The organism is Streptomyces sp. NPDC107498 (assembly GCF_055582805.1).
Genome location: NZ_JBVJPE010000001.1, coordinates 481,118 through 498,989, shown reverse-complemented (window position 1 = coordinate 498,989; position 17,872 = coordinate 481,118). Strand labels below are relative to the sequence as shown.

Sequence of the window (17,872 nt, the reverse complement as noted above, 5' to 3'; positions counted from 1 at the left end):
ACGGCCGACGAGCGCGCGCCGCCACCGCGGGCGGGGCGCGATAGCCGGGGGCTCGGGGGCCGGGCCGGGGCGGGGCGGGGTGGGCGGGCCGCTCAGTACGACTGCAGCACCGGCAGTGCGGGCGTGCCCGTCGGAAGCATGTGCTTGGCCGCCAGGACCGGCGTCTCGCCGACCCGCACCACCTGGGTGACCAGGACGGCGGGGGTGTCCGCCGGGCGCCCCAGCTGATCGCCGCGCCGCCGCCCGAGCAGCGTCGCCGTGATCCCGCTGTGCGCGCTCAGGGCCGTCTCCCGCGAGGCCCCCACCAGCACCGCCAGCATCGAGACCGCACCGCCGGCGCCCGGGGCCGCCTCCGCCGCCCGCAGGGCCCGCGCGAACTCCGGGTGCACCCGGTCGAGCAGCCCGACGGGCGCCGCCCACTCGTGGCTCAGGGCCGCCGCCGCGCCCTCCCCGCTGAGTACGGACTCCCAGAACCGCAGCTCGGCGCGGGCGGGCGCGAGCAGGTGCTGGGTGGTGAAGTCGGTCGGCTCCTCGACGGTCCTGAGCAGCGCCCGCACCCGCAGCGGGGCGCCCGCGCCGATCAGCTCCTCCAGCGGCTGGACGTGCTCGAAGCCGCGCCGGGGAGGCCGGTCGTTGACGGTGCGGCCCACCCCGCGCCGCACCGTGAGGACGCCGTCCTCCTGGAGCAGCAGCAGCGCCTCGCGCAGGGCCGGCCGGCTGACGCCCAGTTCGGCGGCGAGCTTCGGCTCGGAGGGGAGCGTGGAGCCCGGCGGATAGGTGCCGTCGTGGACGGCGTCCGCGATCCGCTCGTAGAGCGCCACGACCGGTCGCCGCCGCTGTCCGCTGACCGCCACGGCCCCTCCTCGTCTCGTCCCCGGCTCGTTCTCCGCCGGTCTTCGCACCACGGTAGTCGGCCCACGTTGTCTGACAAGTCACCCGTACGGCTCTGCTCGCCGTCACGGGGAGGCGCCGCGCGTCCCATTCTGGTCCCACGGCTGTGGCCGGGTACGGCCGACGGCACGACGGAGAAGAGGGCCGGGCATGAGTCCCAAGCAGGCGCCACGGACAACGGGCGGGGGGACGTCCCGGGCGGCCGGAGCCCTCGCCCCCGGGCGGATCGCGAGCGTCGCGGTCGCGGCCCTCGCCCTGGTCCTCGTCTTCGAGAACACCCGCGAGGCCGAGATCCGCCCGCTGGTCCCCGAGGTCGTCCTGCCGCTCCACGTGGCGCTGCTCGCGACCGCCCTCCTCGGCGCGGGCCGCGGCCACCACCTCGCGGCCCGGAGGCGGAAGTGAGGCGGGCCGCCGTCGTCGGCGCCGGCGCGCTCCTGGCGCTCGCGGCCGTCGCCGTCTCCTCGGCGGAGGACGCCGCCGTGCCGGACGGTGCCGCCGTGCCGGACGACGCCGCCGGGACGCGGCCGGTGCCGGACTTCCTGGGCCGGGGGCTGTGGCGGGTCTTCACCCGGCTCGACCGCCGGACCCGCCTCGACGTCCACGACGTGAGCGGCCGCGACCGGCGGGTGCTCTGGCCGCCGTACTGGGAGGTCTGCACCCAGTACCCGGCGGCGGGCACGCTCCTCGACCGGCGGACCACCGTCATGATCGGAGTCGTGCGCAAGGGCGAGACCTGCCCGCCCCGCGTCCGCGACGCCCGCCGCTGACGCCCCGCGCCCCGGCGCCCGCCGCGCCCCGGCGGCCCCCGCGTCCCCGATGGCCCCCGTGCCCCCCCGGCGGCTCCCATGCCTGCGCCCGCGTCCGTGCCCGCCGCCGAAAGCCCGCGCCCCCGTCCCCGCCCCGCATAACCTGGCCGCATGTCCGACGAACCCGCCGCCTGCCTCGCCGTCGGGCCCCGTGTGGGCCTGCGTCCCTTCTCGCTCGCCGACGCCGAGGAGTTCACCGCCCGCGCCCGCGAGAGCCGGGAGCTCCACCGGCCCTGGCTCTTCCCGCCGTGCACGACCGAGGCGTACACCGCCTACGCGGGCGTGCTGATCGATGACCCGGCGCGCGCGGGCTTCCTGGTCTGCGAGCACGCCGACGGCGGCGGGATCGCCGGCTTCGTCAACATCAACAACATCGTCCGCGGCGCGTTCCGCAGCGGCGCCCTCGGTTACGGCGCCTTCGCGCACGCCGCCGGACGCGGGCTCCTCACCGAGGCCCTCGGTCTGGTCCTGGAGCACGCCTTCGGCCCCATGGGACTGCACCGCCTGGAGGCGAACATCCAGCCCGGCAACACCGCCTCCCGCGCTCTCGTCCGCCGCGCCGGCTTCCGCCTGGAGGGCTTCTCGCCCGCGATGCTGCACATCGACGGGGCCTGGCGGGACCACGAACGCTGGGCGATCACCGCGCCCGACCGGGTACGGCCGGAGGAGACCGGGCGGAACGCGAAGCCGTCCTTCGAGGCCCGGCCGATCAGCAGTGCGACGCCGGGCTGATCCTGATGCCGGTGAGCGTCTCCTCCGCGTCGAAGCTGTCCATCGAGTTGGGGGCCAGGCACGTGTACCTGGTCTCGCCGTATTCGGTGTAGCGCAGCCAGGCGACGTCGTCGTTGCGGGTGTTGTACACGTAGTTGGCTCCGCGAGCGGCGGTGCTGAGGCTCTGGTAGCCGGACGTGATGTCCTGGTACCGGGCGTTGGGGTTCCCGGCGTTCCACCGGTCGACGTTCTGGTAGAAGCAGACCTGAGGGTAGGTGCAGCCGTTCCAGGAGACGGCGGAGGCGCTGGGCGCCAGGACGAGTACGGTGCTCGCGAAAGCCGCGAGCGAGGCCGTCACGGCAGCGATGCGCTTCTTGAGTGTCATGGACCAGAAGGATGCCGGTGGAGGATTCGGCTCCGGAGGGCGAATCCGGCCTCATTCCTCGGCCCGCCCCGCCCTCGGCCGAGGGGAAGGTCCTCGGCACGAAGACGACGGGGACGGCGGTCCGCCCGGCGGCGAGGGCGGAGCGGTGAGGACGAAACCGCCTAGCGCTTGTAGTTGATCTTCATCGTGTCGAGGTCCGTCACCGTCGAGCGCAGCGCCTTGTGCCCGTGGCCCAGTTCGCCGAGCGCCCTCTCCACCCGGTCCTCCGCGATCGCGCCCGCCATCTCGTCGCCGTCCTCGGCGTCCGAGACGACGACCATGCGGTACGAGAAGTGCTTCAGCGTCCGGTCGTAGGCCAGCGAGCCCTCCTCCGTGAACTGCATCGCCGTCAGCCCGTGCGCGTCCACCTCGGCGAGCAGCCGGGCCCGGCTCTCCTCCGACAGACCGTCGAACGTGCCGCGCACGATGACCCGGTAGGTGTGCTGCGTGCCCATTCCTCGTACTCCCTGCGTCCCTGGCTCCCCGCCCGGGCGGGCGGGCCGACCCTCCACACTACGGCGGCGGGCACCGCCCCCGCCGGGAATATCCGGGCACCCGCCCCCCGGGTGGCTTTGCCGAAGCCTGACACGGAGAACCCCTGGTCAGGACCGGCTCCGGCGTGTTCCATGGATCGATGACGACCGTGCGACGTGCCGTACTGACGCTGCCCGCGGCCCCGTGGGGTCCGGACAACCCCCTCCCCGCACTGCGGGCCCGCGCCGTCTTCGAAGCGGGTTTCGAGGTCGCCGATCTGCGCGAGGGCGCCGGGATCCCGGGCGAGCTGTGGGCGGAGCTCACCGACGAACCCCTGCCGGACGTCTACGAGTTCAGGATGCGCCCGAGCTGACGGGAGGGCATCGGGCGGCGGTACCGTGGACCGCGGGTCGGGGTCCGTGGGTCAGGGCCCCCGGGGCACGGACTCCGGGGCAGGGTTCCCGGGGCGCGGCCCGTGTGACGGGGTGCGGAGGGACGGGGGTCCGGAGATGGCGTCCTGGGCGACGGCCGAGTGCCGGTGCGGGCATCCGCGTTTCCGCCATGCCGAGCCCCGGTTCTCCGGCGCCTGCGGCGGCTGCCTGTGCGGCGGGTTCGAGCTGCCGCCGCCGGCGGCCGGCTCCGCGGAACCCGATCCCGCCCCGCCGGAGCCGGACCGCGCCCCGCATCCGAGCTGCCCCTTCCAGGACCCGGACTGCCTCGGATTCCACGACTTCTTCTAGGGCCGAGGCGGTCCGGTTCCGTCGCGGGGCGTCAGGACACCCGGCACAGGATCTCGCCGTGCGGGACCATGAACCAGGCGTCCTCCTGCCCGCCCCACTCCCGCCAGGCCTCCGCGATCGACGCCAGCTCGGCGGCGGTCGCGTGCCCGCCGGCCACGGCCAGGCCGGCGTAACCGGAAGCGGTCGTACGGTCCGCCCACAGGCCGCTCCACCAGTCCCGCTCCTCGGGGGTGGCGAAGCACCAGGTGGCGGCCGTCGTCGTGATCTCGGTGAAACCGGCCCGCCGGGCCCAGGAGAGCAGCCGCCGTCCCGCGTCCGGTTCGCCGCCGTTGGCGCGCGCGACCCGGTGGTACAGGTCCAGCCACCCGTCCAGGGCGGGCCGTTCGGGGAACCAGGCGAAGGCGCCGTAGTCGCTGTCGCGGGCCGCGACGACGCCGCCGGGCCGGCACACCCGGCGCATCTCGCGCAGCGCCTGGACCGGGTCGCCGACGTGCTGGAGCACCTGATGGGCGTGGACGACGTCGAAGGAGTCGTCGGGGAAGTCCAGGGCGTGGACGTCGGCGACCGCGAACCCGACGTTCGTCAGGCCCCGTTCGGCGGCGGCCTCGCGGGCCTTCGCCAGTACGTCCTCGGCGGCGTCGACCCCGGTGACCCGGCCCGGCGCGACCAGTGCGGCCAGATCGGCCGTGATGGTGCCGGGCCCGCAGCCCACGTCCAGGACGTCCAGTCCCCGGCGCAGTTCGGGCAGCAGGTAGGCGGCGGAGTTGGCGGCGGTCCGCCAGCTGTGCGAGCGCAGGACCGACTCGTGGTGGCCGTGCGTGTAGACGGCGGTCTCGGAGGCCGCGGGCTGCGCGGAGGCGTGCGTCATCGAAGCGACTCCCTCGGTGTGGGTGCGTGCCTCCACCGTACGCGGCGTGATCGAATGATGAGACCTGCGTCTTGTCATGTGGACAACCGCTGTTCAGGCGAACAGGTCCCGTCGGTACCGGAGTTCCTCCAGGACCCGGCCGCCCGTCTCCTCCCGGACCACCGTCCCGTCCGGTCGCCAGCCCGCGGCCTCGTAGAACCCCCGCCCCCGTGCGTTGCCCGCGAACACCCACAGCGCCGCCGCCCGGAACCCGGCCGCGACGAGCGCCTCGGTGGACGCCGACACGAGCGCCCGCCCGACGCCCGTGCCCCAGACCTCCGGCAGGGCGTACAGCGCCGCCAGCTCGGCCGTGCTCCCGGGCTCGAACTCCCCGTCCGGCCAGGGCCGGAAGGACGAGAAGGCGACGGGCCGGCCGTCGTCCCCCGTCACCACCAGCACCGTGGGCCGGTCCGGTGCCGCGAGGCGGGCGCGCCACGCGTCGGCGCGCTCCTCGACGTCCAGGGCGGCGAGGTACGGGCCGGGGAGCAGGTCGCGGTAGGCGGCCCGCCAGGACAGGACGTGCACGGCGGCGAGGGCCGCGGCGTCCTCGGGAAGCGCTTCACGTATCGGCATGCGACATTCTCGCCCCGGGGGCCCGGCCCGCTCCACCCGCGGGCAGCCGCGGGGCCCGCCCGCCGCCACCCGTACGGCCCTGGTCGAGCGCGCCGGAAACGGCGGCCCCTGCGCCGCCCGGCGGGTCGCGCCGCCCTCCCGCGCCACCGCCCCCGCCGCCCGGTCGGAGCGGGCGGCGCACATCGCCCGGGGCCCTCCGACGGGGGCGTGCGTCACCCGGCCACCGTCGCCTGAAGGAGCGAAAAGCGTAGAAACTTCGTATAAAGGGCACGGGGGTGCCCGTCCGGCGCCCCCGCGCGCTCAGGAGGTGCGGGACATGCGGCAGACGGCTCCGGAAGGCCGCGGCCCGGTGCGCTACGGACCTCCCGCACCCGACACCGGCCTCCCCGTCCTGCCCGGGCTCGCCGAGCTGCTCGCGGCCGCCGCGGGACGGGCCGCCCCCGAGCCGCCCGGCGGCGGGCCCGTCCTGCGCGAGGCCGCCGCCGGCTACTGGTGGCGGCGCGGCCTGCGCACCCACCCCGAGGACGTGGTGGCCGCACCCGGCGCCCCCACGCTCCTCCTGGCCCTGATCGCCGCCCACGGCGGCGACCTCCTGCTGCCCCGTCCCTGCCCCGCCTGGTGGACCCCGCAGGCCCGGCTCCTCGGCCGCCCGGCCTACCACGTGCCCACGCCCGCCGAGGCGGGCGGCGTCCCCGACCCGTACGCCCTCCTGGAGACCGTCCGCCGGATCCGCGCCGAGGGCGGCGACCCCCGGGTCGTGCTGCTCTCCGTCGCCGACGACCCCACCGCCACCGTCGCCCCGCCGGAGCTCGTCCGCGAGGCCTGCGAGGCGGCCGTCGCCGAGGGCCTGCACGTCATCAGCGACGAGACCTGGCGCGACACCCTCCACCAGCCGGGCGGCACCGTGCTGCTCGGCCCCGCCGAGATGTGCCCCGACGACGTCACGGTCCTCGTCGACCTCGGCGGCGCCCTCACCCCCGCCGCCTGGCCCTGTGCCGTCGCCCGCTTCCCGCCCACCGACCCGTCCCGCGCCGACCGCTGGACCGACCGCAGGGCCCGCGTCCTCGACGTGCTCACCGCCCTCGGCGCCCTCGTCCCCGGGCCCGTGGCCCCCGCCGTGGCCCACGCCCTCGACGAACCCGAGGACGTCACCGTGCGGGCCCGGCGCGCCGCCGCCGTCCACGGGCGGCTCGCCGGGGCCGCGCACCGCACCGTCCTCGCCGCCGGGGCCCTGGCCCGGCCGCCGCAGGCCGGCCGCCACCTCTACGCCGACCTCGGGCCGCTGCGCCCCGGACTCGCCGCCCGGGGCGTCACCGACTCCCTGGAACTGGAGAGCCACCTCACCGCGCGGCTCGGCACCCCGGCGACCGGCGGCCACCGCTTCGGCGACGAACTCGGCGCGCTGCGCGTCAGGTTCGGCACCGGAATGTTCCTGGGCGCCACCGAGGAGGAGCGCGCCGAGGCGATCGGGGTATCCGATCCCGTGGAACTGCCCCACGTGAAGCGTGCGTTGGGGGAGTTCGGAGGGGCCCTGGAGGAACTCCGGTGACCACGGACGCACTTCGACGCCCCCCTGCCACCGTACGAAGCGCCGAGCGGAACGGAGCCCGCAGATGACCGAACGGACGGCACCCCCCGCCCGGGCCGGACAGGCCCCGGCCCCGCCCCACCCCGGTCCGGCCGAGCCCTCCGCGCCCCTCCTCCAGCCCGTCGGACGGCTGCGCCAGGACTGGCCCCGCACCTTCGCCGACCGGCTCACCGCGCCCCTCCCCGGTGTCCGGGCCCTGGCCCGTTTCGCCCGCGAAGGAGCCGTGCGCCCCCGCCCCGAGGGTCTCCGTGACGTCCCCCTGCTGCCCTTCGAGCCCGGCCCGCTGCCGCCCGCCGGACCCGACACCCTCGCCGTCACCTGGGCCGGGCACGCCAGCTGGGTCCTGCGCGTCGGCGGACTGACCGTCCTCACCGACCCGGTCTGGTCCCGCCGCATCTTCGGCACGCCGGCCCGCCTCACCCCCGTGGGGGTCCGCTGGGAGGACCTGCCGACCGTCGACGCCGTCGTCATCAGTCACAACCACTTCGACCACCTCGACGGCCCCACCCTCAAGCGGCTGCCCCGGCACACCCCGGTCTTCGTCCCGGCCGGACTCGGCCGCTGGTTCACCCGCCGCCGGTTCAGCCGCGTGACCGAGCTCGACTGGTGGGAGGCGGCCGAACTCGACGGCGTGCGCTTCGACTTCGTCCCCGCCCACCACTGGTCCAAGCGCACCCTCCTGGACACCTGCCGCTCCCTGTGGGGCGGCTGGATCCTCACCGACCGGGCCGGGCGCCGGATCCACTTCGCCGGGGACACCGGATACGGCCACTGGTTCGCCGAGATCGGCCACCGCTACCCCGGCATCGACCTGGCGCTGCTCCCGATCGGCGCGTACGACCCGCGCTGGTGGCTCAGCGACGTCCACACCGACCCCGAGGAGGCGGTCCGCGCCCACCAGGACCTCGGCGCGCGGCGGATGGCGCCCATGCACTGGGCCACGTTCGCGCTGTCCTCCGAGCCGGTCCTCGAACCCCTCACCCGGGTCAGGGCCGCCTGGGAGGAGGCCGGTCTGCCCCGCGAGGACCTGTGGGACCTGCCGGTCGGCGCCTCACGGGTGCTCGTGCCCTGACGCGCCGGGCGGGCTCCCGCGGTGCTCGTGCCCCGACGCGCCGGGCGGGACCTCGCGGTGCCGGCGCACCGGCGTGGCCTCCCGGTGAGCGCCCCGCGCCCGGTGCCACAGCGCCGGGACCGCGCTGACCAGCACCGTCAGGCCCACCGCCGCGACCACGCCCTGCCAGGGCTCGGGGAAGAGCGAACCGCCCAGGATCCCGATCAGCTGGTACGTCGCCGTCCACGCCAGGCACGCCGCCACGTCCCCCCGCACGAAGCGGCGCAGCGGCATCTGGGCGAGCAGGCACGCCAGCATGACCGGGATCCGTCCGGCCGGCACCAGCCGGGACAGCACGAGCACCGACACCTGGTGCGCGTCGAGCCGCTCCTGCGCGTGCGCGAGCCGCTCCGGCGTCACCCGGGACCGCAGCGCGGCGAGCCACCGCGAGCCGTTGCGGGAGCGGACCCCGCGCTGCCCGAGCCAGTAGAGGGCCGTGTCGCCGAGGCACGCGGCGGACGACGCCACCAGGAAGACGAAGAGCAGCGAGAACGGCGAGGACTGGTGGAAGGCGACCACCGCCGCCGAACTGACGATCGCGCCCGTCGGCACGACCGGCACCAGCGCGCCGAGCGCCACGAGCAGGAACAGCGAGGGATAGCCGACGGCCTGCTGCGTCGACTCCGGCGGCAGCACGCGCACCGCCGTGACCATCCCGGCGACGCCGGGGATCACCGCGCGACCTCCGGTCGCACCCGGGCGCCGTGGCCGAGGAGGTGGACCGCCACCTTCGGCGCGAGCCGTGCCGCGTGCCGGACGAACTCGTCGCCCGGCGCGTGGAACTCGTGCGGCCGGACCCCGTCGAGCCCGATCGGCCAGTACGTGCCGTAGTGCACCGGCACCGCCGCCGCGGGCGCGAGCGCGGCGAGCGCCTCCGCCGCCCGCCCCGCGTCGAGGTGGCCGTGCCCGAGGTACGGTCCCCAGCCGCCGACCGGCAGCAGGGCCACGTCCACCGGGCCCACCGCGTCCGCCATGCCGTCGAACAGGCCGGTGTCCCCGGCGAAGTACGTGCGCGCCTCGCCCTCGACGACGTATCCGAGCGCGGGGGAGCGGTGCGGTCCCACGGGCAGCCGCCGCCCGTCGTGCAGGGCGGGGACGGCCCGCACCGTCAGGCCCTCCACCGTCACCTCGTCGCCCGGCTCCACCTCGGTCAGCCGGAGCCCGTTCCTGCCGAGCCCGCGCAGCCCGGGCACGGCGGCGGGCGCCCCGCGCGGCACGAGGACCCGCGTCCCCGGGGGGAGCCGGGCGAGCGAGGGGAGGTGGAGGTGGTCGGCGTGCAGGTGCGAGACGAGGACGGCCTCGGCGCGGGCGGCCTCGGGCGGCGGCGGGGCGCCGCGCCGCCGCCGCAGGTGCGCGAGCCGCCGCGCGAACAGCGGATCGGTGAGGAAGCGGACCCCGGAGTCCTCGACCGTGCAGGTGGCGTGCCCCCACCAGGTGACCTCCACCGCCATGCCGCCCCTCCGCTGTCCGTCTCGTCAGACGTCTGTCGTAACGAGGGTAAATGTCCGGAGCGCGCTCCGGAGGATGTTCGGGCGTCACCTTCCGGCAGTAGGGTCGGTCCATGGACGACGTTCGGGTGGCGGCGATCGCCAGCCTCACCCCGCTCGAAGAGCTTGACAGCGACCCCTTCCTGGTCGACACGCGGGGCCAGCACGCGGTGTGTGCCCGCTGGGCCGACGACAAGGGGTACGTGCTCGCCCGCCAGCTGTTCTGCTACGGAATCCGCCCGGACCACGCGGCGCTCTGGGCCGATGTGGAGGCCGGGACGGTGGACCTCTTCGTGGCCCCCAACGAACGGGTCCTGGCCCGCGCGTTGACCTCCGTACCGGGCTTCCGCGCGGAGTGCGAGCGGCGCGGCGTGCGGGTGGAGACCGTCGGACCTGACGAACCTCCGTACGACAAGGCGGCCAAGGCGGGCGTGCACCGGCGGCTCTCGATGCCCACCGCCGGATACGACGGCTCCTGAGGCCGTCGCCCCGAACCGGCTCCCGACGTCCCTTCCCGAACCGGCCCCCGACGTCCCCTTCCCGAAACCGGCTCCCGGCATCCCCTCCTCCGCGCGGGCCTCCGCCCTTCCCGCCGACCACGGCCGTTGTGCCACGCTGGGGGCAGGAAACGGGCGAAAGGCGAAGCGGGCGTGGGTGACGGGCGATGGGGCGGCGCCGACCGCTGGCGGTCCGCGGGCAGGACTCTGGCGCGGGTGCTCGTGGTCTGGGCGGTGTCCACGCTCACCATGCTCCTCCTCGCCGGACTGCTGCCCGACTTCCAGCTCCAGTCCGCCGACGGCGACACCTTCACCAGGACCGCCCTCACCGCCGCCACCGCCGCCGGCGCGTTCGGTCTGCTCGGCGCGCTCGTCTGGCCGCTGATCGTGCGGGCGCTGCTGCTCGTCCCCGCGCTCGTCCTCGGTCTGCTCGTCTTCTTCCTCAACGGCTCGCTGCTGCTCGTCGCGCTGTGGCTGATCCCCGACGGGCGCGGCGCCGCCGCCCCCGAGACCGCCGTCGCGGTGGCCGCCGTCATGTCCGCCGTCGCCTCCGCCACCTCCACGGCCCTCGCCGTCCGCGACGACGACGCCTACCGGCGCCGGCTCTACCGGCTCACCGGCCGCACCCGTCCCCGCGACCCCGGCGACCCGGCGGCGGCCGTGCCCGGCACGGTCTTCCTCCAGCTCGACGGCGTCGGCCACCACGTGCTGCGCGGCGCCGTCGCCGACGGCCTCATGCCGACCGTCGCGGAGTGGCTGGAGGCCGGCCACCGGCTCACCCCGTGGCGCACCGACTGGTCCAGCCAGACCGGCGCCAGCCAGCTCGGCATCCTGCACGGCTCCAACGAGGACGTGCCCGCCTTCCGCTGGTACGAGAAGGACACCGGCCGGCTCGTGGTGTCCAACCGCCCGGCGAGCGCCGTCGAGCTCCAGCGCCGGGCCGTGCGCCGCACCGGGGACGGCGGTCTGCTCACCGTCGACGGCGCCTCCCGGGGCAACCTCTTCAGCGGCGGCGCCGACCAGCTCGCCCTCGTCCTGTCGATGGCCGCCCGGCGCGGCCGACGCAACCGCTCCCGGGCGGGCTACTTCGCGTACTTCTCCGACCCGGCCAACGCCGTCCGCACCGCCGGATCGCTCGTCGCCGAGTGCGTCCGGGAGGTGTACCAGTCGACGCGGGCGCGGCTGCGCCGGGAGACCCCGCGGGTCTCGCGCGGCGGCACGTACCCCTTCGTCCGCGCCTTCGCGACGGTCGTCGAGCGGGACGTCGTGGTCTCCGCCGTGATGGGGGACGTCCTCGCCGGGCGGACCGCCGTCTACGCCGACCTCGTCGCGTACGACGAGGTGGCGCACCACTCGGGGCCGCACGGCCGCGACACGGACCAGGTCCTGGCGCGCCTCGACCGCGCGATCGCGCTCATCGCCACCGTCGCCGACCACGCCCCGCGGCCGTACCGGATCGTGCTCCTCTCCGACCACGGGCAGAGCCCCGGCGAGACCTTCGAGTCGGCGTACGGGCTGACGCTCAAGGACCTCGTGCGGGCCGGGTGCGGACTGCCGGTGCCGCGCCGCGTGCGACGGACGCGGAGCGGTTCGGAGGCGCGGGACGCGGCCAGGGACGCGCTGCGCAGCGCGCTGCACCGGCCGGTGGACGAGAGCGACGAGACGGCCCGGGAGCTGCCCGCCCGGCCCTCCGAGCCGGTGGTCCTGGCCTCGGGCAACCTGGGGCTCGTCTCCTTCCCCGACGTGCCGCACCGGATGACCCGGGAGGAGATCGACCGGCGCCATCCCGCCCTCCTCCGCACCCTCGCGCACCATCCGGGCATCGGCTTCGTGCTCGTGGCGAGCGCCGAGCACGGCTCGGTGGTGCTCGCCCGCGACGGGGTGGAGGTGCCGGTCGCCGAGCTCGCGGACGACGGACCGCTCGCGGTCTTCGGGCGGGGCGCGGCGCGGGCGGTGCGGCGCACGGACGGCTTCCCGCACGTCGCGGACATCATGGTCAACTCCGTGTACGACCCGGCGACGGGGAGCGTGCACGCCTTCGAGGAGCAGATCGGCTCGCACGGCGGTCTCGGCGGGGAGCAGTCGCGCGCCTTCCTCCTGTCGCCGCCGGACCTGTCGCCGCCGGTCGGGGCGGGGGAGGAGCTGGTCGGGGCGGAGCAGGTGCACCGGGTGCTGCGGCGCTGGCTGCGCGAGTCCTCGGGTCCGCAGGTGCCGCTCGGGCGGGCGGGGTCGCCGGGTCCGCTGGAGATTTCCCCGTCCACGGGCGCGTCGGAATCAGTTCTTCCGGTCGACGACCCGGTCACGCAGGACAAAAACCACTGATTTGGATGCCTGTTCGCCGTTACCGGACGATGGTCCGGATTTGTACGACGGAAGGCGCACCACCCCATGAGCACGGCCACCACGACTCCACAGAGCGGACCCGAGACGGACACCGCGCCGGCCGACCGGCACGCCCGCCGCTTCGGGCTCCCCATCGCGACCGCCCTGGTCACGGGCAACATCATCGGCGGCGGGATCTTCCTGCTGCCCGCCTCCGTCGCCCCCTACGGCACCATCAGCCTCGTCGCCTTCGGCGTCCTCACCCTCGGCGCGATCGCCCTCGCCCTCGTCTTCGGCCGGCTCGCCCACCGCCTGCCGCGGACCGGCGGGCCCTACGTCTACGCCCGCGCCGCCTTCGGCGACTTCGCCGGCTTCCTCGCCGCCTGGTCGTACTGGATCACGGCCTGGGTCTCCAACGCCGCCCTCGCCGTCGCCGCCGTCGGCTACCTCGACGTCCTCGTTCCCCTCCACGGGTCCAAGCCCGCCACCATCGCCGCCGCCCTGCTCTTCCAGTGGCTGCCCGCGCTCGCCAACCTGGCCGGCACCCGCTACGTCGGCGCGGTGCAGCTCGTCGCGACCGTCCTGAAGTTCGTCCCGCTGATCCTCGTCGCCGTCGGCGGCCTGTTCTTCTTCGACAGCGCCAACCTCGGGCCGTTCCACCCGAGCGGGGGCAGCGCGCTCGGCGCCGTCTCGGCCTCCGCCGCGATCCTGCTCTTCAGCTACCTCGGCGTCGAGTCCGCCGCCGTCAGCGCCGGGGAGGTCCGCGACCCCCGCCGCAACGTCGGCCGCGCCACCGTCCTCGGCACCCTCGGCGCCGCCGCGGTCTACCTCCTCGGCACCCTCGCCGTCTTCGGCACCGTCGCACACGACCGGCTCGTCACCTCCACCGCGCCCTTCTCCGACGCCGTGAACGCCATGTTCGGCGGTTCCTGGGGCGGCGCGGCCGTCGCCTGCATGGCCATGGTCTCCATGCTCGGCGCCCTCAACGGCTGGACCCTGCTGAGCGCCCAGGCCCCCTACGCGGCCGCCCGCGACGGACTCTTCCCGAAGGCGTTCACGGTCAAGCGGCGGGGCGTGCCGACGGTCGGCGTCCTCGTCACCGTCGTCCTCGCCTCGTTCCTGACGGTCTACAACTACACGGCCGGCACGAAGGGCGTCTTCGAGACGCTCGTCCTCGTCACCACCTTCACCGCCACCGTGCCCTACCTGCTCTCCACGGCCGCCCAGGTCCACTTCCTGCTCTCCGGCCAGTCCGAGAAGGTCTCCCGGGCCCGGCTCGCCCGCGACGGCGTCCTCGCCCTCGCCGCCTTCGGCTTCTCCCTCTGGCTGGTCGCCGGCTCCGGCTACGCCGCCGTCTACCAGGGCGTGCTGTTCCTCTTCGCCGGGGTGCTCGTGTACGCCTGGATGGCCGCCCGCAAGGAACGCGCGGCCGCCTAGGGGGTGTCGTGCCGGTCGGGCCGGACCCGCGCCCGGTCCGCCGGGCGGGACCCGGGCGATGACCGCCGGGGCGGTGAATCCGGCGCCCCGGCGTAGGCCGCCCGGGCGGATCCCGGAGCGGTGGCGCCGCGGCCGTCCCCCGGCGGGGCAGTACGGATCTCCGTGAGCCCCGCGCACCAGACGCCCGCCGCGCCCGCCACCCCGGCGGGGCGCCGGGCGCGCCCGGCCCGGGGCCGGCACCGGTGGATCGCGCTCCTCCTCGTCCTCGCCGCGCTGCTCGGCGCCGGGGCCGCCGCCGCGCTCCCCGTCGCCGAGCCGCGCGCCGCGGCCTCCGTCCCGGCCTCCGATCCGGGCGGCGAGACCCACGACCCGGCCGGTGCCGTGGCCGGGTTCCCCGGCCGGACCCGGACCCACCGCGCGCGCCTCCGCCCCCTCGGACCCGGCTCCCGGCCCCACGGCCCCCGGGGCCACCACCGGACTCCGGCCCCCGCCCCCGTTCCCGCCCCGCGCGGCGACGCGCTCCGGTGCGTGGTGATGCGCTGCTGAGAGGCCCCGCCTCCCCGCAGTCCCCCCTCACCCCCGCACCACGAGGAGCTTCGCCATGCCCGTCGACCCCCACGCCGTCCTCCAGGCCCTCCTGCGGGCCGAGGCCTCACGCGCCCGGCGCACCGAACGCACGGCCCCCGAGTCCGGGGCCCCGAGGCCCGCCCGGACCTCCGAGCCGACCACCCGGACCTCCGAGCCGACCACCCGGACGCCCGAACCGCCCGCCCGCCGGGAGGACCCGCTCCGCTGAACCCCGGCGCCGGCCTCCCGGAGCGCGTCTCCGGAGGGCCGGCGCCCTCGTCTCAGGCCGCCTCCACCGCCTCGAACGCCCGCGCGCCCCGCCTGGAGTGCAGCCCCACGAGGAGCGCCGCCGCCGCGGCGAGGACCGCGAGCGCCACCAGGGCCGGGACGAGGCCGACCAGCGGGCCCGCCGCCAGGCAGCACGCCCCGCCCGCGGCCAGGGCGGTCGGCCGCCGCCCCGAGGTCCGCAGCACGATCGCGGCGGCGCCCAGCAGATAGACGCCGACGCCCCCGGTCAGGGACCAGGCCACGACCCCGTGCAGCGGCTCGGCGAGGCCGTGGTGCCCGGTGTCGGCGACCTGCTGGAGGACCTTCTTCATCCCGAGCGCGCAGAGCACGACCCCGGCGACCAGCGGCAGGTGCAGGAAGGTGTAGACGTCCCGCGCGAAGCGGGTGCGGTCGTCGCCGTCCAGCGCGGAGAGACGGTGCTCGGCGGCCTCGCCGAGCTGCCGGAAGTACAGCCTCCACAGCCCGGCCGAGAGCAGCAGCCCGGCGGCCGAGGCGCCGAGCACGGCGTACGAGAGCGGAAAGTCGCCGACGCCGACGCCCATCGCCACGATGGACTCGCCCAGGGCGATGATCACGATCAGGCCGTGCCGCTCGGCGAAGTGCCCGGGGGAGTTGACCCGCCAGCCGGAGGAACCGGTGACGTAGATCCCGCCGTAGTCGACGGCCACCGCCCCCAGCCACCACAGGAGCTGGGCCCGGCCGTCGTACGCGCAGCCGATGAGCAGCAGCACCAGCGGCGGCAGCACGGACGCCATGGCCGTGCGCCGCAGGGTCGCCCGCAGCGCGGTGTCGCCCGGGCTGGAGAGCCAGTACGAGGTCAGGTGCAGCACGCGCACCGCGCCGTAGCAGAGCACGAACACCAGCGGTGCCGAGAGGCCGCCGGGCGCCTCCGCGAAGACGTTCGGCACGGCGAGGGACACGATCAGGACGACGGCCATGACGACGACGAGCACGCCGAACAGCGCGCCGGAATCGGCCCGTACCACATTGCCCAGCCAGGCGAAGGCGCACCAGCACCACCACAGCAGCGCGAGGACGACCATCGCGCCCACCATCCGCACCGGTGAGGGCGCGGCCGCCATGAGGGCGGTGACCTGGGTGATCGCGTACACGAACACCAGGTCGAAGAAGAGCTCCGCGGGCGTCACCTTGTGATCGTCCGCGGTGGCCACCATGGCCCGTCGTCCGTTCCACACCATCTGCGTCCTCCCCCTTCGGAGCGCCGGTTCCGGCCGCCCCGGCGGGAAGACTACTCACACCGGCGGGAGCGGCGACGCGATGGTCCACAGCCCGGCATGACCCCTCGGGTAATCGACCCCCTCCGCGCCGCCCGGCATGCTCGGGGACACCGGAACCCGGGCGGCGCACTCCGCTCGGGCTCCGGGTCCACCACCCGCACGAACGTCCCCCTCTGGAGGGTGATCCGCCATGTCCCAGGCCCTGCGCCGATCTTTGAGGACCGCCCGCACCACCCGCCCCCGGTCCGCGGTGCGCCGCTTCCTCGCCCTCGACGCCGTCGTCACCGGAGCCAACGGGATCGCCTACCTCACCGCCTCCGGCCCCCTCGGCGAACTCCTCGGCGTCGACGCCGGGCTCCTCCTCGAACTCGGCCTCTTCCTCACCGCGTTCGCCGCGGGCGTCGCCCTGCTCGCGAGCCGCCCGCAGCCCCCGGCGCTCGCCGTGAAGCTCGTCGTCGACGCCAACGTGATCTGGGCCGTCCTCAGCGTCGTCGCCCTCGTCGCCTGGCTGGAGCCGACCACCGCCGGCCTGTTCTGGACCCCGGTGCAGGCGGCCACCGTCGCCGGCTTCGCCGGACTCCAGTGGGCGGCCCTCAGGGCAGCGGCGCGCTGAGCGAGCGCAGGTACGCGACCGTCTCCGGGTCGGCCGGGAGGAACGTCTCGATGGCCAGCTCGGCGACGGTCACGTCCATCGGCGTGTTGAACGTCGAGATCGACGACACGAACGACAGCACCCGGCCGTCGTGCTCGATCCGCAGCGGCAGCGCGAAGTACGGGTACGGCTCCGCCTCCGGCCGGTCCTCCGGACCGACCCGCTCGGGCAGCGGATAGGCCGCCACCTCCTCGTACAGCTCCCGCAGCGGCTCGGAACGGGCCAGCGCGATCTGACGCTCCATCTGGGCCAGGAGGTGGCCCCGCCACTCCCGCAGGTTCCGGATCCGGGGCGCCAGGCCCTCCGGGTGCAGGGTGAGCCGCATCGCGTTCGTCGGCGGGGTCAGCAGGTGCTCCGGAAGCCCGTCGAGCAGCAGCCCGATCCCCCGGTTGGCCGCCACCACCGTGTACGTGCCGTCCACCACCAGGGCCGGGTACGGCTCGTAGCCGTCGAGCAGCTGCTGGATGCCCCAGCGCAGCGTCTCCAGGCGCGGCGCGTCCAGCGGCGACTCCGCGTACCGGGGCGCGTATCCCGCCGCGAGCAGCAGCGCGTTCCGCTCCCGCACCGGCACCTCCAGGTGCTCGGCGAGCCTCAGGACCATCTCCTCGCTCGGCCGGGAGCGGCCCGTCTCCACGAACGAGATGTGCCGCGCCGAGGAGTCCGCGCGCAGCGCCAGCTCCAGCTGACTCAGCCGCCGCCGCTCACGCCATCCGCGCAGCAGCGGCCCCACTCCCGTGTCGGTCACGACAGTTGTCATGCCCAGACGGTATCCCAGAGGGGGACCCCGGGTAGTTTCCCCCCGGGGCCCCTGTCCGTCACCCCGTCACCCGACCGGAGGGAGCACCGCCGTGCCCACACAGCCGCTGTCGCAGAAGGAGATCGAGGACCGCCTCAGGGAGCTCCCCGGCTGGTCCCTCGACGCCGACCGGCTCACCCGGACCTACGAGCTCGGCGACCACTTCGCCGCCACCGCGCTCGTCGTCCACGTGGCCCAGATCCAGCAGGAGCTGAACCACCACTCCGACCTCACCCTCGGCTACGACACGGTGGCCCTCGCCGTGAGCACCCACTCCGCCGGCGGAGCCCTCACCGAGAAGGACTTCGAACTCGCCGACCGCGTCGAACGGATCGCCCCCGGCCACGGCGCGACCTGACCCCC

General features: G+C 75.7%; 23 protein-coding genes. 14 read left to right on the top strand and 9 right to left on the bottom strand.

Features of this window, described 5'->3' with window-relative positions:
- Positions 1–92 precede the first annotated feature (92 nt).
- A complete protein-coding gene (locus ACZ66Z_RS02375; RefSeq protein WP_469932073.1) occupies positions 93–854 on the bottom strand; it encodes a GntR family transcriptional regulator in 762 nt (253 codons plus the stop codon).
- 187 nt (positions 855–1,041) lie between these two features.
- On the opposite strand from ACZ66Z_RS02375, the gene ACZ66Z_RS02370 reads away from it, so the two are divergent.
- The 3 genes from ACZ66Z_RS02370 to ACZ66Z_RS02360 all read left to right on the top strand — a co-directional run bounded on the left by ACZ66Z_RS02370 (position 1,042) and on the right by ACZ66Z_RS02360 (position 2,429).
- Positions 1,042–1,293 (top strand): DUF1049 domain-containing protein, encoded by a 252-nt coding sequence (locus ACZ66Z_RS02370; RefSeq protein WP_469932072.1) that lies wholly within the window; start codon positions 1,042–1,044, stop codon positions 1,291–1,293.
- Complete coding sequence (locus ACZ66Z_RS02365) at positions 1,290–1,658, top strand: hypothetical protein (protein ID WP_469932071.1); 369 nt, start codon at positions 1,290–1,292, stop codon at positions 1,656–1,658. Before ACZ66Z_RS02370 ends, ACZ66Z_RS02365 begins: the two co-directional genes overlap by 4 nt.
- Before the next feature lie 150 nt (positions 1,659–1,808).
- Positions 1,809–2,429, top strand: coding sequence for a GNAT family N-acetyltransferase (locus ACZ66Z_RS02360; RefSeq protein WP_469932070.1), 621 nt, complete (start codon positions 1,809–1,811; stop codon positions 2,427–2,429).
- Here the strand turns inward: ACZ66Z_RS02360 and ACZ66Z_RS02355 are convergent.
- Entirely contained in the window at positions 2,407–2,793 is a 387-nt protein-coding gene (locus ACZ66Z_RS02355; protein WP_469932069.1) for a hypothetical protein, read from the bottom strand. The genes ACZ66Z_RS02360 and ACZ66Z_RS02355 overlap by 23 nt on opposite strands.
- Positions 2,794–2,954: 161 nt before the next feature.
- Positions 2,955–3,287, bottom strand: a complete 333-nt coding sequence (locus tag ACZ66Z_RS02350; protein WP_469932068.1) for a DUF6204 family protein — start codon at positions 3,285–3,287, stop codon at positions 2,955–2,957.
- A gap of 179 nt (positions 3,288–3,466) precedes the next feature.
- On the opposite strand from ACZ66Z_RS02350, the gene ACZ66Z_RS02345 reads away from it, so the two are divergent.
- The gene (locus ACZ66Z_RS02345) at positions 3,467–3,679 is read left to right on the top strand and encodes a hypothetical protein (RefSeq protein WP_469932270.1); all 213 of its coding nucleotides are present in this window, start codon (positions 3,467–3,469) and stop codon (positions 3,677–3,679) included.
- 136 nt (positions 3,680–3,815) lie between these two features.
- Positions 3,816–4,046: a hypothetical protein gene (locus tag ACZ66Z_RS02340; protein ID WP_469932067.1), complete on the top strand. Its 231-nt coding sequence runs from the start codon at positions 3,816–3,818 to the stop codon at positions 4,044–4,046.
- Between the two features lie 31 nt (positions 4,047–4,077).
- Here the strand turns inward: ACZ66Z_RS02340 and ACZ66Z_RS02335 are convergent, their stop codons facing one another.
- Positions 4,078–4,914, bottom strand: coding sequence for a methyltransferase domain-containing protein (locus ACZ66Z_RS02335; RefSeq protein ID WP_469932066.1), 837 nt, complete (start codon positions 4,912–4,914; stop codon positions 4,078–4,080).
- A 93-nt stretch (positions 4,915–5,007) separates the two neighbouring features.
- Positions 5,008–5,526, bottom strand: coding sequence for a GNAT family N-acetyltransferase (locus ACZ66Z_RS02330; protein WP_469932065.1), 519 nt, complete (start codon positions 5,524–5,526; stop codon positions 5,008–5,010).
- 316 nt (positions 5,527–5,842) lie between these two features.
- Between ACZ66Z_RS02330 and ACZ66Z_RS02325 the strand changes: the two genes are divergently transcribed.
- On the top strand, positions 5,843–7,075 hold the full coding sequence (locus ACZ66Z_RS02325) for an aminotransferase class I/II-fold pyridoxal phosphate-dependent enzyme (protein WP_469932064.1): 1,233 nt from the start codon (positions 5,843–5,845) through the stop codon (positions 7,073–7,075).
- Between the two features lie 64 nt (positions 7,076–7,139).
- The gene (locus ACZ66Z_RS02320; RefSeq protein WP_469932063.1) at positions 7,140–8,186 is read left to right on the top strand and encodes an MBL fold metallo-hydrolase; all 1,047 of its coding nucleotides are present in this window, start codon (positions 7,140–7,142) and stop codon (positions 8,184–8,186) included.
- Here the strand turns inward: ACZ66Z_RS02320 and ACZ66Z_RS02315 are convergent.
- On the bottom strand, positions 8,166–8,879 hold the full coding sequence (locus ACZ66Z_RS02315; protein ID WP_469932258.1) for a DedA family protein: 714 nt from the start codon (positions 8,877–8,879) through the stop codon (positions 8,166–8,168). The genes ACZ66Z_RS02320 and ACZ66Z_RS02315 overlap by 21 nt on opposite strands.
- A 17-nt stretch (positions 8,880–8,896) precedes the next feature.
- Complete coding sequence (locus ACZ66Z_RS02310) at positions 8,897–9,676, bottom strand: MBL fold metallo-hydrolase (RefSeq protein WP_469932062.1); 780 nt, start codon at positions 9,674–9,676, stop codon at positions 8,897–8,899.
- Between the two features lie 110 nt (positions 9,677–9,786).
- Between ACZ66Z_RS02310 and ACZ66Z_RS02305 the strand changes: the two genes are divergently transcribed.
- From ACZ66Z_RS02305 to ACZ66Z_RS02285, 5 genes are all read left to right on the top strand, one after another.
- Positions 9,787–10,191 (top strand): hypothetical protein, encoded by a 405-nt coding sequence (locus ACZ66Z_RS02305; protein WP_469932061.1) that lies wholly within the window; start codon positions 9,787–9,789, stop codon positions 10,189–10,191.
- A 171-nt stretch (positions 10,192–10,362) separates the two neighbouring features.
- Positions 10,363–12,531 carry a phage holin family protein gene (locus tag ACZ66Z_RS02300; protein ID WP_469932060.1) on the top strand — a complete coding sequence of 723 codons (2,169 nt, stop codon included), beginning with the start codon at positions 10,363–10,365 and terminating at the stop codon, positions 12,529–12,531.
- Between the two features lie 66 nt (positions 12,532–12,597).
- The gene (locus ACZ66Z_RS02295; RefSeq protein WP_469932059.1) at positions 12,598–13,968 is read left to right on the top strand and encodes an amino acid permease; all 1,371 of its coding nucleotides are present in this window, start codon (positions 12,598–12,600) and stop codon (positions 13,966–13,968) included.
- Positions 13,969–14,130: 162 nt separating this feature from the next.
- A complete protein-coding gene (locus tag ACZ66Z_RS02290; protein WP_469932058.1) occupies positions 14,131–14,514 on the top strand; it encodes a hypothetical protein in 384 nt (127 codons plus the stop codon).
- 55 nt (positions 14,515–14,569) lie between these two features.
- Positions 14,570–14,764 (top strand): hypothetical protein, encoded by a 195-nt coding sequence (locus ACZ66Z_RS02285; RefSeq protein ID WP_469932057.1) that lies wholly within the window; start codon positions 14,570–14,572, stop codon positions 14,762–14,764.
- Between the two features lie 52 nt (positions 14,765–14,816).
- On the opposite strand, the gene ACZ66Z_RS02280 is transcribed toward ACZ66Z_RS02285, so the two are convergent.
- Complete coding sequence (locus ACZ66Z_RS02280) at positions 14,817–16,022, bottom strand: low temperature requirement protein A (protein ID WP_469932056.1); 1,206 nt, start codon at positions 16,020–16,022, stop codon at positions 14,817–14,819.
- Between the two features lie 229 nt (positions 16,023–16,251).
- Between ACZ66Z_RS02280 and ACZ66Z_RS02275 the strand changes: the two genes are divergently transcribed.
- Positions 16,252–16,674, top strand: a complete 423-nt coding sequence (locus ACZ66Z_RS02275) for a hypothetical protein (protein ID WP_469932055.1) — start codon at positions 16,252–16,254, stop codon at positions 16,672–16,674.
- On the opposite strand, the gene ACZ66Z_RS02270 is transcribed toward ACZ66Z_RS02275, so the two are convergent.
- Complete coding sequence (locus ACZ66Z_RS02270; protein WP_469932054.1) at positions 16,655–17,470, bottom strand: helix-turn-helix domain-containing protein; 816 nt, start codon at positions 17,468–17,470, stop codon at positions 16,655–16,657. The genes ACZ66Z_RS02275 and ACZ66Z_RS02270 overlap by 20 nt on opposite strands.
- A gap of 91 nt (positions 17,471–17,561) precedes the next feature.
- On the opposite strand from ACZ66Z_RS02270, the gene ACZ66Z_RS02265 reads away from it, so the two are divergent.
- Positions 17,562–17,867, top strand: coding sequence for a 4a-hydroxytetrahydrobiopterin dehydratase (locus ACZ66Z_RS02265; RefSeq protein ID WP_469932053.1), 306 nt, complete (start codon positions 17,562–17,564; stop codon positions 17,865–17,867).
- The last annotated feature ends 5 nt before the right edge of the window (positions 17,868–17,872 follow it).